This window comes from Pedobacter sp. MR22-3, from assembly GCF_026240075.1.
In the GTDB taxonomy this organism is placed as follows: Bacteria; Bacteroidota; Bacteroidia; order Sphingobacteriales; family Sphingobacteriaceae; genus Pedobacter.
Map to the genome: position 1 here is coordinate 539,853 of NZ_JAPIVF010000002.1, position 15,579 is coordinate 555,431.

At 41.3% G+C, this 15,579-nt stretch carries 12 protein-coding genes; 10 read left to right on the top strand and 2 right to left on the bottom strand.

The genetic code is table 11. From position 1 onward, the window contains the following. Window positions 1–4: 4 nt before the first annotated feature. The 4 genes from OQ267_RS06035 to OQ267_RS06050 all read left to right on the top strand — a co-directional run bounded on the left by OQ267_RS06035 (window position 5) and on the right by OQ267_RS06050 (window position 6,885). Window positions 5–1,939, top strand: a complete 1,935-nt coding sequence (locus tag OQ267_RS06035; protein WP_265835228.1) for a RagB/SusD family nutrient uptake outer membrane protein — start codon at window positions 5–7, stop codon at window positions 1,937–1,939. 143 nt (window positions 1,940–2,082) lie between these two features. Next, window positions 2,083–3,450: a glycoside hydrolase family 43 protein gene (locus tag OQ267_RS06040; protein WP_265835229.1), complete on the top strand. Its 1,368-nt coding sequence runs from the start codon at window positions 2,083–2,085 to the stop codon at window positions 3,448–3,450. 79 nt (window positions 3,451–3,529) lie between these two features. Next, the gene (locus OQ267_RS06045) at window positions 3,530–5,566 is read left to right on the top strand and encodes an NPCBM/NEW2 domain-containing protein (protein WP_265835230.1); all 2,037 of its coding nucleotides are present in this window, start codon (window positions 3,530–3,532) and stop codon (window positions 5,564–5,566) included. 218 nt (window positions 5,567–5,784) lie between these two features. Next, window positions 5,785–6,885, top strand: coding sequence for an ATP-binding protein (locus OQ267_RS06050; RefSeq protein WP_265835231.1), 1,101 nt, complete (start codon window positions 5,785–5,787; stop codon window positions 6,883–6,885). A gap of 39 nt (window positions 6,886–6,924) precedes the next feature. Here the strand turns inward: OQ267_RS06050 and OQ267_RS06055 are convergent, their stop codons facing one another. Together OQ267_RS06055 and OQ267_RS06060 are read right to left on the bottom strand one after the other, a co-directional pair. Continuing rightward, a complete protein-coding gene (locus OQ267_RS06055; RefSeq protein ID WP_265835232.1) occupies window positions 6,925–7,377 on the bottom strand; it encodes a GNAT family N-acetyltransferase in 453 nt (150 codons plus the stop codon). Between the two features lie 62 nt (window positions 7,378–7,439). Continuing rightward, complete coding sequence (locus tag OQ267_RS06060) at window positions 7,440–7,733, bottom strand: hypothetical protein (protein ID WP_265835234.1); 294 nt, start codon at window positions 7,731–7,733, stop codon at window positions 7,440–7,442. A 400-nt stretch (window positions 7,734–8,133) separates the two neighbouring features. Here OQ267_RS06060 and OQ267_RS06065 point away from each other — a divergent pair, with 400 nt between their 5' ends. The 6 genes from OQ267_RS06065 (at window position 8,134) to OQ267_RS06090 (ending at window position 15,568) form a co-directional block, all read left to right on the top strand. After that, window positions 8,134–8,664, top strand: a complete 531-nt coding sequence (locus OQ267_RS06065) for an NAD(P)H-dependent oxidoreductase (protein WP_265835235.1) — start codon at window positions 8,134–8,136, stop codon at window positions 8,662–8,664. 147 nt (window positions 8,665–8,811) lie between these two features. Further along, window positions 8,812–9,411, top strand: coding sequence for an FMN-dependent NADH-azoreductase (locus OQ267_RS06070; RefSeq protein WP_088299263.1), 600 nt, complete (start codon window positions 8,812–8,814; stop codon window positions 9,409–9,411). A 247-nt stretch (window positions 9,412–9,658) separates the two neighbouring features. Beyond that, window positions 9,659–11,014, top strand: coding sequence for a BNR repeat-containing protein (locus tag OQ267_RS06075; protein ID WP_265835236.1), 1,356 nt, complete (start codon window positions 9,659–9,661; stop codon window positions 11,012–11,014). A gap of 11 nt (window positions 11,015–11,025) precedes the next feature. After that, entirely contained in the window at window positions 11,026–13,188 is a 2,163-nt protein-coding gene (locus OQ267_RS06080) for a family 43 glycosylhydrolase (protein ID WP_265835237.1), read from the top strand. A gap of 20 nt (window positions 13,189–13,208) precedes the next feature. Next, window positions 13,209–14,315: a glycoside hydrolase family 88 protein gene (locus tag OQ267_RS06085; protein WP_265835238.1), complete on the top strand. Its 1,107-nt coding sequence runs from the start codon at window positions 13,209–13,211 to the stop codon at window positions 14,313–14,315. Window positions 14,316–14,326: 11 nt separating this feature from the next. Then, window positions 14,327–15,568, top strand: coding sequence for a DUF2264 domain-containing protein (locus OQ267_RS06090; RefSeq protein WP_265835239.1), 1,242 nt, complete (start codon window positions 14,327–14,329; stop codon window positions 15,566–15,568). The last annotated feature ends 11 nt before the right edge of the window (window positions 15,569–15,579 follow it).

Consider the following 15,579-nt stretch of genomic DNA (forward strand, 5'->3'; position numbering starts at 1 on the left):
CAATATGAAACGTATACACTTCAATATAACTTTAGGGGTTTGGCTGGGAATGGTCATGTTCTCCGGCTGTAAAAAAATTCTTGATGAAGAACCACGCAGTATTTTTACCCCTGATTATTTTAAAACAGTAACAGGTGTAAATGGCGGACTTACCGCAATGTACGCTCACCTGCGTAACATTTACGGGCAGGCCTATTACTATAATTCATTGATTACAGGTACAGATGAAGCAACCTGGGGTAAAGATGCCGATGGTAACTTTAAAGATATGGATTGTTCAGGCGTAGGCTCTATTCTTTCTACGAGTTATCCAAGCAGCGTATTGTGGACCGAAGCTTTTCCAAATATCAATACGGCCAGTGGTGTGATAGAGAATGCCAGTGCGGCGGGTATTTCCAGTGCATTGGTAGCAGAAGCCAGGTTTTTCCGTGCTTTTGATTATTTCATGCTGGTACAAACCTTTGGAGGTGTACCACTTGATTTAGGCGGAGGTGAACTTAAATTTAATATCAATCCGGTGAGAACTTCTACCCGCAATACTGTACCAGTGGTTTATACCAAAGCGGTATTTCCTGACCTGTTGCAGGCCGTTGCCGATTTACCTGCAACTTCAAGGGTTATCGGAGGCGTAACCAAAACTACAGCAAGACTCTTTTTATCTAAAGCATACCTGACTTACGGATGGTGGTTACAAAATCCCAATAACATTCCAACATACCCGGCAGCCAACAGAACTGATCCTGACGGACATGATGCCGCCTGGTATTTTCAGCAGGCTTATGATATTGCTACAACAGGTATAGAAAACCCTGGTGCTAACGGATTGGTTGATACTTACTATGATGTTAATCTGGGTCCAAATGACCGCAATAAAGAAATGTTGCTTTATGCCGATCACACAGAAAGCAGTGAGCGGTATAACGGTGGTAGTTTAACTTTTGGAAGTGGTGGTGCACCGGATAATTTTTCTGGGTGGATGATGACCTGGAATTACACCAACCTGAGAAGTGGAGGCATCAGTTCAGTTCAACGTGAAGCAGAACAACATCTTGGTCGCCCGTGGAACCGTATGGCCCCAACCATAGAAGTGTTTAAAAATACCTTTGCAGATAAAACCCTTGATTCCCGTTACGACGGAACCTTTACTACCGTATATCGTGGTAACTGGCCAAAAGGTTATAATCCGCCAGAGTCTGCACCTGCTTCATTGGTGAATGCCAACGGCATATCAATTGTTCCGGGCAATGCGGTATTAAGCTTTTTAGATACGGACAACAGTGCAATTACTTACCCAACCGGTGCCGGAGCCAGCAACGTTGGAGCCGGAACTTTGCCTGGAAGAGCAGATTATGTGATTGCACCAAATGGCATCAGCAGAATCGTTTATCCTGGGCTTTGGAAACTCGGCCCTTACCGTACAGATAATGGAACCGGACTGGGGCAGCCAAATGCCGGTAGTACACGCCCGTATCCAATCGCCAAATTCTCTGAACTGTATTTTGTTGCTGCAGAAGCTGCCGTAAAAGGGGCTAATGTAAAAGCGGGCAAAAGTGCACGCGAATTGATTAATGTGATTCGTGCACGCGCTGGAAAATGGCGTTGGGATAATAATGGAAATGTAGCTAAAGTGCAAGATAACAGTGCCGCAATGGTTGCTGCCACGCCAGCTACTATTGATATCAATTACATTCTCGCAGAACGCTCCCGTGAATATTATGGAGAGGGCTATAGAAGATTTGATTTGATCAGAACTCAGAAATGGGCTGAATTATCCACCACTTATAGCATTGCCGGGATCAATTATGGTGATCATACACCAGTAACGGTAACCAGAACCATTACACCAGCTTTATATTTGCGTCCGATTCCTCAGGATCAGATTGACAAAATGCAAATGTCAGATGCTGATAAAAAGGCCTATCAGAATCCAGGATATTAACCTTTAAAAAATCAGGCAGGTTGTTCTACGGAATAATCTGCCTTTTTTTTATCTGTTTTTATGGACAAGCAGTTCAATTCATTCTGCCATAAAAATACCATTCCCTACAGCGCAACTGAAATAAAATAATTTTGAAAAACCCAATGAAACAATTTATTCTGAGCCTGAGCCTGATGCTATGCGTGGTTTTTTATTTTCCGCTCAGGGTTACCGCGCAAAATCCCATTGTACAAACCCATTATACGGCCGATCCCGCACCTTTGATGTATAACGGAAAACTTTATTTATACACCAGCCATGATGAGGATAATTCCACATGGTTTGTGATGAATAACTGGAAATTATACACCACAGAAGATATGGTCAACTGGACCGATCATGGCGCAGTGGCATCATATGAAACATTTGACTGGGCCATTGGTGATGCCTGGGCCATTCAGGTGGTAGAGAGAAAAGGTAAATTTTATTTATACGCGCCGGTAAAATCACGCGATAAAAAACATTCGGCTATTGGTGTGGCAGTTGCCGATAATCCATATGGCCCATTTTATGATCCGCTGGGGAAACCTTTGGTCAGCGTAAGTGACGGAGATATTGATCCTACAGTATTTATCGATGCGGATGGAAAAGCCTATCTCTATTGGGGAAATCCAGACTGCTATTATGCCGAGCTTAATGATGATATGATCTCGCTCAAAGGCGAGGCTATTCGTGTACCCATGACGGTGGCATCTTTTGGCAAACGTGAAGCCAACGAGCGCCGCCCAACCTTATATGAAGAAGGGCCGTGGTTATATAAGCGAAACCCGCTATACTACCTCTTTTGGGCAGGTGGCCCCATACCGGAACATTTGGGTTACTCTACCAGCACAAGTCCGAAAGGCCCCTGGAAATACAGCGGTACGCTAATGCCGCCTGAAGGCAGAAGTTTTACCAATCACCCGGGCGTGGTCGATTATAAAGGAAAAACTTACCTTTTTTACCATTCCGGAGCACTGCCAGGCGGAAATGGTTTTAACCGCTCTGTCGCTGTACAGGAAATGAACTTTAAAAAAGATGGCAGCATATCACCCATGAAAATGACGGATGGCATTGTTAAGCCCCTGCAAAATTTAAATCCCTATCAAAAAGTGGAGGCTGAAACCATTGCCTGGTCTGAAAACATAAAAGCTTCTGAAAATAAAAATGTGGGTGTGTTTGTTACCGCGAAAAAAAATCTGGCCTATACGAAAGTTAAATCTGTCGACTTTGAGGCTGCGGGTGCTTCAAAATTTACAGCGAGAGTTGGCACTACGCATAATGCTGATGTAACGATGGAAGTTCACGCTGATGGTTTAAACGGCCCCTTACTCAGCACCATCAAAGTCCCTTTGACAGGGGGCAATAATCGCTGGGCTGTTGTTTCAACGGCAGTAAGCAAAATCACAGGCATCCATGATCTTTACTTTGTTTTTAAAGGCAAGGCAGAAACAGATATCGCCTTTTTTGATTACTGGATGTTTACGAAATAATTTAAAAAACACTCCGCTTCGCTCAATACTGCTGAACTTTCTATCATGAATACCTTATTATAAAAAATCTACCCACATCATGAACATCGTAAAATTATTTGTCATCACCATTTTAACATTCATTTCTGCGGGAAGTTGCTGGGCACAAACTTCCGCTCATGAAGAGATCATATGGCTTGATATGCTGGATTTAACAGCAGCCACCCAGGGAAATGGTACACCTCAAAAAAACAAGTCGGTTGATGGAAAAACCATGACCATTGCAGGCAAAACTTTTGATCGTGGATTTGGAACACATGCCGAAAGTTCATTGTTGATTTTACTGAACGGAAAAGCAAATTCATTTTCAGCACAGGTGGGTATTGATGATGAAATAACCGGGCATGAGCCTGCAGCCGAGTTTATACTGGTGGCAGATGGTCAAAAAATCTGGTCAAGCGGAATAATGCACCTGGGTGATAAAGCAAAGCCTTGTGAAGCTTCACTTAAAGGGGTACAAAAACTGGAATTAGTTGTGACAGATGGTGGCAATGGCAATTATTATGACCATGCAAATTGGGCAAATGCAGCTTTCAAAGCAACGGGTGTCAGCACCTTTGCTACCCTTAATCCAATTCCAGGTATACCATATATCCTTACACCTAAAACATCTTTGTTACCAAAAATCAACAGTGCCGGCGTTTTCGGCGTAAGACCCGGTTCGCCATTTCAGTTTATTGTGGCGGCAACCGGAGAAAGGCCAATGAAGTTCTCAGCAGCCGGATTGCCTTCCGGACTAAAATTAGATGTAAATACAGGCATCATTACAGGTTATCTGAAGGAAAAAGGCACATTTTCAGTAAGCCTGGGTGCCATGAATGCAAAAGGTAAAGCAAAAAAAGCATTACGCATTGTTTGTGGCGATCAGATTGCGCTTACGCCACCTATGGGCTGGAACAGCTGGAATTGTTTTGCTGATCAGGTATCTGCTGATAAAGTGAAGCGTGCTGCAAATGCAATGATCAAAAGCGGATTAGTAAATCATGGCTGGACTTACATCAATATTGATGATTTCTGGCAAAATAATAAAGATGCTAAAGACCCTTCCATTAGGGGCGAACTTCGTGATCAGGCCGGAAACATCATAACCAACTCACGTTTTAAGGACATGAAAGGGCTGGCAGACGACGTTCATGCCATGGGCCTGAAAATTGGATTGTATTCCAGTCCTGGTCCCTGGACTTGTGGCAGTTGCACCGGAAGTTATGGGTATGAAAAACAAGATGCAGACACCTATGGAAAATGGGGTTTCGATTACCTGAAATATGATTGGTGCAGTTACGGTCATGTAATTAATGGCATGCCAAATAATGATCCGTATAAAATTGGTGCCTTATCTTATAAAGGTGGAAACGACCTGGCTACCGCGATGAAACCGTTTCAATTAATGGGCGATGCACTTAAAGCACAGCCACGGGATATTGTTTTCAGTCTGTGTCAGTATGGAATGTCTGATGTTTGGAAATGGGGCAATGCTGTTGGAGGTACATCCTGGCGTACCACCAATGATATTACCGATACCTGGACAAGTGTCAAAAATATTGCTTTGCAACAAGATCAGGCAGCTGCATGGGCCAAGCCTGGCAACTGGAATGATCCGGATATGCTGGTAGTGGGCACGGTGGGATGGGGTAATCCGCATCCCAGCAAACTCAGGCCAGATGAACAATACCTTCACTTTAGTTTATGGTGCCTCTTCTCTGCACCATTACTGATTGGCTGCGATATGGAAAAACTGGATGATTTTACGATGAATCTGCTCACCAATGATGAAGTAATCGCCATCAATCAGGATCCGCTTGGCAAACAGGCTACCTGCGTACAAACCATTGGCGATGTCCGCATTTATGTAAAGGCCTTAGAAGATGGAAGCCATGCCGTAGGATTTACCAATTTTGGACAGGAAAAGGCAGAATTAACATATAGCGATTTTAAAAAGCTGGGCCTTAAAGGCAATTTAAACGTTCGTGATCTCTGGCGACAAAAGGATCTGGCATCCGTAAACAGCGAAAATGGTAAACTTCCCCTGAGCATACCTGCCCACGGTGTATTGCTGTATTCATTTGCAACAAAATAATAGCTTGGATTGTGCTGCACCTATGGTTGGGGAGTGGGTTTGATCGCTTGCCAGGCATTTTGATTTTTTACAATGCCTGATCACGGATGTATTTAAATGCCATTTTTGAGGCGTATGAAAAAAATGCGCTTAATGATTAGATTGTTACATAATGGTGCTAACCCGATAATTTTAACTACCTTACTCCGCGCAGGTACATTTACGCGCAACAACGGTGAATGCAAAACAAAAATTCTAAGATTAGTGAACTAATAGATCTGAATGACGAGCTGGAGAATTATTTTCGAAACACCATCATTCCCCAGCTTTTTGTTGATGCCAATTTAATACTGCGCAAATTTACACCACCGGCAATGAAGCAGTTTAAGCTTCATCATAGCGACATTGGAAAATCCATTCTTGATGTTAAAGACAATTTTCGCTTTCCCAGCATTATTGATAATATTGAGCAGGTAATCAGCACTGGCGAACTTTTAGAGAAGGAAGTTCAAACGGTGGATATGCGGTGGTTCCAGATGAACATTTTGCCGTACATTGTGATGAAGGAAAATAAAACCAATGGGGTGATCATTACCTTTATTGACATTACTTCCAGGATCCGCGATCTCAAAGAGCAGGAAAAATTAATTATGGAGCATGAGTTATTATTGGATACCATCTCTCACGACATCAAAACCCCATTAACCAGCCTGGGTTTAACCATTGAAATGCTGAAGAAAGTACCCGAAAAAGGAATGGAAAAATTCCCGGTACTGCTGGAGAAAATTGAAACCGGGCTGTTAAAAATAAAAGGAATTATCATCGATTTAACAGATGCCAGACAATCTGAACATCATTTTAAAACTGTTGCAGAGTTATTGGATATTGAACAAATTCTGGAAGATGTCCGCTTAACGCTGGCAGCGCAGATACTGGAATCTAATGCCGTCATCAGTTGGGCGTTTAAACACTCGGAAGTTGTTTTTGTGCGCCGCAAGCTCAGAAGTGTACTTTACAACCTGATTAACAATTCAATCAAATACCGGAGTACCAGCCGTGTGCCGGAAATTATGATTAAAACCTATATGGAAAATGATGATTTTGTGCTCAGCGTTTCGGATAACGGGAGGGGGATAGCACAAGAAAACCTGGAAAAAATATTCAATAAATACGAGCGCCTTTCAACAGATGTGGAAGGGACAGGTGTTGGCCTTCACCTCGTGAAAGAAATTGTTAATTTATCAGGCGGAAAAATCAGCATTGAAAGTGAACCGGATAAAGGAACCATATTCAGGGTCTACCTGAAAAACCAAAATGTAGATAAGAGTACAACAGCCTGAAAACTATAAAATTGAATATCAGACTGAAGTAAATGCCGTTCAATCTTCTGCACAATGCTGCCTCAGTTGCTTTGGCCCCTGCGGCCATATAAATGCAGTGGTTTGCTTTTTCCAACCCATACTTTTATAAAAAGAATCTGCCCCGGGTGCCGCGCTTAAGTTTACGAAATGATAATTATTCAATTGATTGTTTAAGGTGGTCACAATATACTTGCCCAAGCCCTGTCCCTGGTAATCAGGATCAACAACTACATCAGCCAGCATGGCGTAATAACGGCCATCTCCGACTACTCTTCCAAATGCAATAATTACCTCTTCATGGTATACAAAAAGGGTATGCGTACTCAATTTAAAGGCACTTTCTATTTCTGCAGCCAGGCGATGTTTCCAATTAATTTTTTGGAATAAATGCAATACATGTGTCCAGTCTATACGGGTTAAATCCGGATTAATTTGAGTAGGATATGTTTGGTTAACAATAGGGGTAATCATTGAATTTTTTTAATTAAGCACGTAAAGTTGAACATTTTTTATGAGTCAGGCAGCCCCATTATTTATAAATATGGTTTAACTAAGGTCATGGCCTCTTCAATGGCCTCAGCATATGGCAGATATAAATTTCTTGCATGCGGATTAAGTGCATCGGCATCCCATAAGCCGGAGTGATGCCAGTAATGCAGGTGATCCCAATCTGGCCTGTCAATGATGAGATAGAGGCAAATGCCCTTTAACGGGATGCCCGGTTTTAAAGTTTTTACACACTCTTTTGCGATGAGTTCTATCCAGTTTGGGCGATGTTCACCCGGATGGCTGGTTTCTGTTAATACAATTAGTCGCCACCTAACCATGATATGAAACCTACTTCATTAATTGGGGTAACAATAAGCTGCTGGCCGGGGCAGTAATTTTTATAAAAGGTGGCAAACGCCGAGCAGACATCCACAAATCGAATCAGGAAATGAGGGTGTAGGGGGCTCAAATCTACCGGGTATCCAAAATGGCAGATATCCCAGATTTGTTGGATACCGGTATCCCTTGCGGCATCAATCATCAGTGCTACAGTATAACATTGGCGGGATAGGCTTCAGGACATTCTGCTGCCAATGCTTTTTTTGGCGAAGTTGACAGATGTTTTTTCGATTGTAGACATTACTTACATTTTTTATAGTACATCACAATGGGTTGCTATTGAATCTAATTCAGGTTACTTAACATATGTTTGCAACATAAAATTTAAAAATTAAAATTATGAAAACACTCATTATTGTGATTCATCCTGATCTTCCGGGTGCTGTAGTGAATAAAAGATGGGTAGAAGAACTGAAGAAATTTCCTGATCAATATGTGATCCATCAATTGCATGAGTGCTATCCCGACGGGAAGATAGATGTTCATTATGAACAGCAACTGGTAGAACAGTATGATCAAATTGTTTTTCAGTTTCCGTACTATTGGTTCAATTGCCCATGGTTATTTAAAAAGTGGTTAGATGAAGTGCTTACCCATGGCTGGGCTTATGGAAGTAAGAGTGGGTATAAACTGGCAGGAAAAACCATAGCCCTGGCCATATCGGTGGGGGTTGATGAGGCTGACTATCTGCCATCAGGGACTTACAATTATACCTTAGCCGAGTTACTCCGTCCATTTGAACTTTCTTTTGGATATGTTAAAGCAGATTATCAGCCACCGTTTACATATTATGGAATAGAATATCATTCTACTGTTGAATGGATAGAAAAAAGCGTACAACCCTATATGGATTTTTTAAATGCTTTGTAATTTTATGGGCTGGACTGAAAAGTATTTTCTATTGCATTGTGCTGGCATTAGCGCGTGATAAATTTTTAGGAAAAAGTAATTTCTTATCACACATCAAGATGGGTTTGGCTAAACATAGCGATTTTAGCTACCTAAACTTAGAATAAAATGTCAAAGATTCTTCATGTAATTTCAAGCCCAAGAGGCGAAGCATCCAATAGTATTAAATTGGCAAATGCCATTATAGATCAGTTAAGAGCACAAGATCCTGCAGCTGCTGTTGTGGTAAAGGATTTAGCCAAAACACCTTTTCCACACCTGGAAGAAGCGCATTTAAATGCCTTCTTTACACCTGTTGAACACCATACCGAAGAAAACAAAGCGGCCATCAGCCACTCGAACCAGGCGATTCAGGAAATTATGGATGCAGATGTGTTGGTCATCGGTGCGCCAATGTACAACTTTGGTATTCCTTCAGTATTAAAGGCCTGGTTTGATCATATCGGCCGTGCCGGGATTACGTTTAAATATGGTGCAAATGGTCCTGAAGGTTTGGTTACCGGTAAAAAAGCATATATCGCTATGGCTACAGGTGGCGTTTATAGTTCAGGACCTGCCGCAGGTTACGATTTCGTAGCGCCTTATATTAAAGCCTATTTAGGTTTTATCGGTATTACTGATGTAACCATAGTGAGGGCTGAAGGTTTTGCTGTGGCTGACTTGCAGGAAACTGCATTGGACAAAGCAATTGATAGTATCGTTCTGTAAAATAAATTGAATGCATATTAAAGGCCGTCTCTAAAAAAGAGATGGCCTTTTTTGTATATGTCGCATCCTGGAATTAGATTTTTTGCCCACACTTTAAGGGTTTATTAAGAAATACTGCAAAACTTCCGTAACTATTATAACATCAATGCTACAGTTTAAAAGCCTTTGTGTTAAATTGTCCCCCCTAAAGTGTGATTTAACCCCCTGTTTAAATCCATAAAAAATCGGTACTTTGAATTTTAACCAAATGATGAAAATCAAGCATCCTAATTTCCAGTTGCACTTACTGATTAAAGATATACTGATTAGTGGCCTATGCTGTATGCTGAGTTTATATAGTGTGGCGCAGCAAAGTACTGTCAGTACCGTTGCCGCTAACGGATGGTCTAACAATTCGGTAAATACGGTAATCTTTAGAAAAAATGCCTTAGTCAGTTTTCGGCATATTCAATATGCGGCCTATTATGATGCTGATCAGTTTTTAGTGCTTGCCAAAAGAGAACTGAATTCGCCAACCTGGGAAACTTTAAGAACTGCTTATAAAGGTGATGCAGCCGATGCACATAAATCCATCAGTATTATGGTAGATGGAGATGGGATTTTACATGTGGTATGGAGCCAGCACAATAACACGTTAAATTATGCATATGCGCTAAGTGCAGGCAGCCTGATTTTAAGTGAGAAAAAACCAATGCTGGCCGAACGGGAGGGTAAGGTGAGTTATCCCGAATTTTACAAACTGGCTAACGGCGATTTGTTATTCCTCTACCGGGATGGAGGATCTGGTAACGGCAATCTGGTGATTAATCGATATGCGGTAAAAACAAAAAAATGGAGCAGAATCCAGAATAACTTAATTGATGGCGAAGGACGTAGAAATGCCTATTGGCAGGTTGCAATCGATCAAAAAGGCGTGATTCATCTTTCCTGGGTATGGCGTGAAAGTCCTGATGTGGCCAGTAACCACGATCTCTGTTATGCAAAATCTGCTGATGGGGGTTTAACCTGGCAAAAATCTAATGGTGCACCTTATCAATTGCCTATCAGTGCGGGTAATGCAGAGTATGCCTTAAAAATCCCACAAAAAAGTGAGCTCATTAACCAGACTTCTATGTTTGCAGATGCCAAAGGCAAAGTGTTTATAGCAAGTTATTGGCGTGAGGAGGGGGAAAGCATTCCGCAATATCATCTGGTTTATAAAACGGATAACGATTGGAGAGTGCATCACTTAAATTTTAGAAAAACCACATTCAGTTTAAGTGGTGGTGGAACCAAGCAGATTCCCATCGCCAGGCCCCAGATTATCGTTTGGAAAAATGGCAGGCATTACGCTGCCGGCCTGATCTTTAGAGACAAGGAAAGAGGAAGTAAAGCTTCAATCGCTTTGAATAATAACCTGCAGACAACGAACTGGACAATAAAGGATTTAACTGCCCAAAGCGTTGGCGATTGGGAACCCAGTTATGATACCGAATTGTGGAAAAATAGAAAAGTGTTAAGTTTGTTTTTGCAGGATGTAAAACAGATAGACGGCGAAGGAAAAGCCAGTCAGCAACCTACTGCCGTTCAGGTATTGAATTGGGAACCTAAAAAAAATGATTAAGCACAATTAATATGAATAAAAATAAGACAAAGGCCAGTATGATACTCGTGCTTTTCGCCGTATTTACTTTAAATTTTGGCGTACATGCACAAGGAAAAAAGCAAGCTCGTAACAGTGCTTACCTGTTTGCCTATTTTACAGGGAATGATAAAGCGGAAGAATCTATTCGCTTTGCCATTAGCGAAGATGGCTATCATTACAAAGCCTTAAATCATAACAGGCCGGTTATTTCATCAGAAAAAATCAGCTCAACAGGCGGTGTTCGCGATCCGCATATTTTACGTGGTGCCGATGGCAAGCATTTTTACATGGTGGCAACTGATATGGTATCGGCAAAAGGTTGGGACAGTAACCGGGCAATGGTGTTATTGAAATCAAATGACTTAATTACATGGAAATCCAGTATTGTTAATATTCAAAAAAAATATCCGAATCAGGAGAATTTAAAACGGGTGTGGGCGCCGCAAACCATTTATGATCCGGCTGTTAAAAAATACATGGTATACTGGTCTATGAAACATGGCAATGATCCTGATAAAATCTATTATGCTTATGCCAATGCAGATTTTAGCGACCTGGAGGGAACGCCTAAACAATTATTTTTCAGCCCGACAAATGGATCCTGTATTGATGGAGATATCATTTACGATAAGGGAAAATACAACCTGTTTTTTAAAACGGAGGGCAATGGAAACGGCATCAAAAAAGCAGTTTCCAGTTCCTTAACAAAGGGATATGTATTGAAAGACCGTTACTTACAACAAACCACTGATGCGGTTGAGGGTGCCGGGGTTTTTAAGCTGAATGATTCTGAAGATTATATTTTAATGTATGATGTTTACATGAAAGGACGCTATCAGTTTACCAAATCTAAGGACCTGAACACTTTCAAAATCATTGATGAAGAAGTAACAATGGATTTTCATCCCCGCCATGGAACGGTGATGTCAATCAGTAAAGAAGAAGAAAACCGCTTGTTAAGCAAATGGTATAGTGCTTCATCCGTATTGCAGGGGGCAGGCAACCCATCCATCAAGCAAAATAACATTGTGCTGGATACTGTGGCCAGAACCGTTTATTTGCCTGTTAATGATGGTACAGATTTGAAAGCATTTGATCCCGGGTTTTCTAAATTTTCAGGTGTGAGCATTAAGCCTGAAGGGAAGGTTGATTTCTCTAAAGGACCTGTACGTTATACACTTAAAATTGGCAACCAGGCAATGCAAACTTATGCCATATCCGCCGCCATCAACCGTAACCCGGTATTAAATGGTTTTTATGCCGATCCTGAAATCCTGTATTCAAACAAAACTTCAAAATTTTATTTATACCCTACCAGTGATGGCTTTACCGGCTGGAGTGGCACCTATTTTAAAACCTTTTCTTCAACAGATCTGGTGAACTGGAAAGATGAAGGGGTGATTGTAGATTTAAATAAAGATGTTTCATGGGCAAAGAAAAATGCATGGGCTCCAACTGCGATAGAGAAGAAGGTAAATGGCGAATATAAATATTTTTACTATTTCACTGCTGCACAGAAAATCGGAGTGGCCGTGTCTGATCATCCTGCCGGACCTTTTAAGGACAGTGGTAAACCATTAATTGCCAAGCGGCCTGCAGGTATAAAGGGTGGACAAGAAATTGATCCTGATGTATTCACCGATCCGAAAACCGGGAAAAGCTATTTGTATTGGGGTAATGGATATATGGCTGTAGCAACACTTAATGATGACATGGTATCCATTGATACGACATCTGTGAAGATCATCACACCGGATAATAGTTTCCGTGAAGGCACAGAGGTTTTCTATAGAAACGGAAAATACTATTTTCTTTGGTCGGAAGAAGACACCAGAAGTCCTGATTATGCCGTGCGATATGGATTTTCTGATTCACCTACAGGAAAAATTACGGTTCCGGCTAATAATTTAATTTTATCGAAAAGGCCAGATCAGGGTATTTATGGTACTGGCCATAATAGTGTGATTCAAATTCCGGGTAAAGATGAATGGTATATCGTTTATCACCGTTTTAACAGACCAAAAGGGATAACCATGGGTGATGCCGCAGGCTACAACCGGGAGGTATGCATTGATCAAATGGAATTTGATGAAAATGGCAATATCAAGAAAGTTATTCCCACATTGGAAGGTATAAACCCAATTAGTAAATGAGAACAATAAAATTATTTTCAATGGCATTTCTTTTAATCCTGTTTTATGGGTTAACAGAAGTTCATGCGCAAACAAAAGATACCGTACTTGCTCAGCTTAATTTAGCCAATCAATACTGGCAGACTACAAATAAACCACAAGTTCGTGCCTTTTGGGATCATGCCGCCTACCATACGGGCAATATGGAACTTTATCAGCTCACCAAAAATGAGGCTTACCGCAAATATGCTGAGGATTGGGCGGAACACAACCAATGGATGGGAGCAAAGTCTGCCAATAAATCTGAATGGAAATATAACTATGGTGAAACAGATGACCATGTGCTTTTTGGCGACTGGCAAATCTGCTTTCAAACCTATATCGATCTTTATCATATACAACCTGCAGAATATAAAGTGGCGCGTGCAAAAGATGTGATGCAATACGAAATGAGTACGCCCAATCATGATTATTGGTGGTGGGCAGATGGTTTGTATATGGTGATGCCTGTAATGACCAAACTTTATAAGTTAACAGGCGATCAAAAATATTCAGATAAGCTTTATGAATATTTTATGTATGCCAATAGCATTATGTATGATCAGGAAGCGAAGCTTTATTACCGCGATGCCAAATATGTTTATCCCAAGCATAAAAGTACCAATGGCAAAAAAGATTTCTGGGCCAGGGGCGATGGATGGGTTTTCGCTGGCTTGGCTAAAGTGTTAAAAGATCTTTCTAAAAATGATCCGCATCGGAAAGAATACCTTACCAAATACCAGAACATGGCCAAGGCTATTGCAAAATCTCAGCAAAAAGAAGGCTATTGGACAAGGAGTATTCTGGATCCTGAACATGCGCCCGGTGCAGAAACCAGCGGAACTGCTTTTTTTACCTATGGTTTGCTTTGGGGTATTAACAATGGCTATTTAAAAGAGAAGACATATCTTCCGGCAGCAAAAAAGGCATGGAAATACTTGTCAGAAACGGCCTTGCAAAAGAATGGAAAAGTAGGGTATGTACAGCCTATTGGTGAAAAGGCCATCCCCGGGCAAGTAGTAGATGCAAATTCTACAGCTAATTTTGGCGTAGGTGCCTTTTTATTAGCCGGCTGCGAAATGTATCGTTATTTATCAAATCAACAGTAAAGCTCAATTCAATGAACATAAAAAATATTGCGCTTGCTTTTTTAATGCTGATGTGCCTTGGCGGATCGGCAATTGCACAGAAAGTAAGTAAAAAAAGTGTAATGCTTAACGACAGGCAATTCTGGATCCAGCAGATGGATAAAATGGTTCGTCCGGTGTTACAGAATTTAGCCAATGATAGTCTGCGGATTGCCATGCCAAAGGTAACCTCAGTGCATGTTGATAATAAAGAGCACCGGATTAAAGTTCAATATGTAGAAGTGTTGGGAAGAGTTTTAAGTGGTATTGCGCCATGGTTGCAATTGGATGGTGGTGATGCAGAAGAGGTTGCCTTAAGGAAACAATATCGCGAATGGGCACTCCGTGGATTAAAAAATGCTTTGGATTCTAATGCCAAAGATTTTATGAATTTTGATATCGGCGGACAACAACTGGTTGATGCTTCCTATGTGGCGCTGGCAGTGGTACGTGCACCCTGGTTATGGGAAAACCTGGATCAGAAAAATCAAACTTTATTGATGAAATCCATTGTCACTACCCGGAAATTTAAACCTGTATTTTCTAATTGGCTATTGTTTTCAGCCATGAATGAAGCTTTTCTAGCCAAATTTGGTTATGACTGGGACCCTATGCGTGTGGACTATGCTCTCCAGCAAATGGAGCAATGGTATACGGGTGATGGGATGTATACTGATGGCACCTCATTCGCTTTTGACTATTACAATAGCTACGTGATTCATCCTTACCTGGCGGCACTTTCAGAAATTATTGGCAAAAAAACCAATGCCTATAGGGATATGTTTGAGAAGATTAAAAAGCGCAATGAAAGATATGCCATCATTCAGGAGCGGTTAATTAATGCAGATGGAACTTATCCTGCAACTGGCCGCTCGATCATTTACCGTGGTGCGGCATTTCATCATTTAGCGGATATGGCTTTGCGAAAAGCATTGCCAAAGCAATTATCAGCAGAACAGGTTCGCTGTGCATTGACTGCCGTGATCAGAAAAACATTGGAAAGCTCTACCACCTATAAAAATGGTTGGTTAACCATTGGCTTATATGGTGAGCAGACTGAGTTAGGCGATTTTTATAACAACCAAGGTAGTCCTTATATTGCTTCCAATATTTTTTTACCGCTGGGCTTACCCGCCAGCGACCCATTCTGGGCAAATCCACCAGCTAAATGGAGTGCACAGAAGATCTGGAGTGGCGAAAATTTCAAAAATGACCACAGCGAAAATTTAAAGTAAAAACAAAAAAA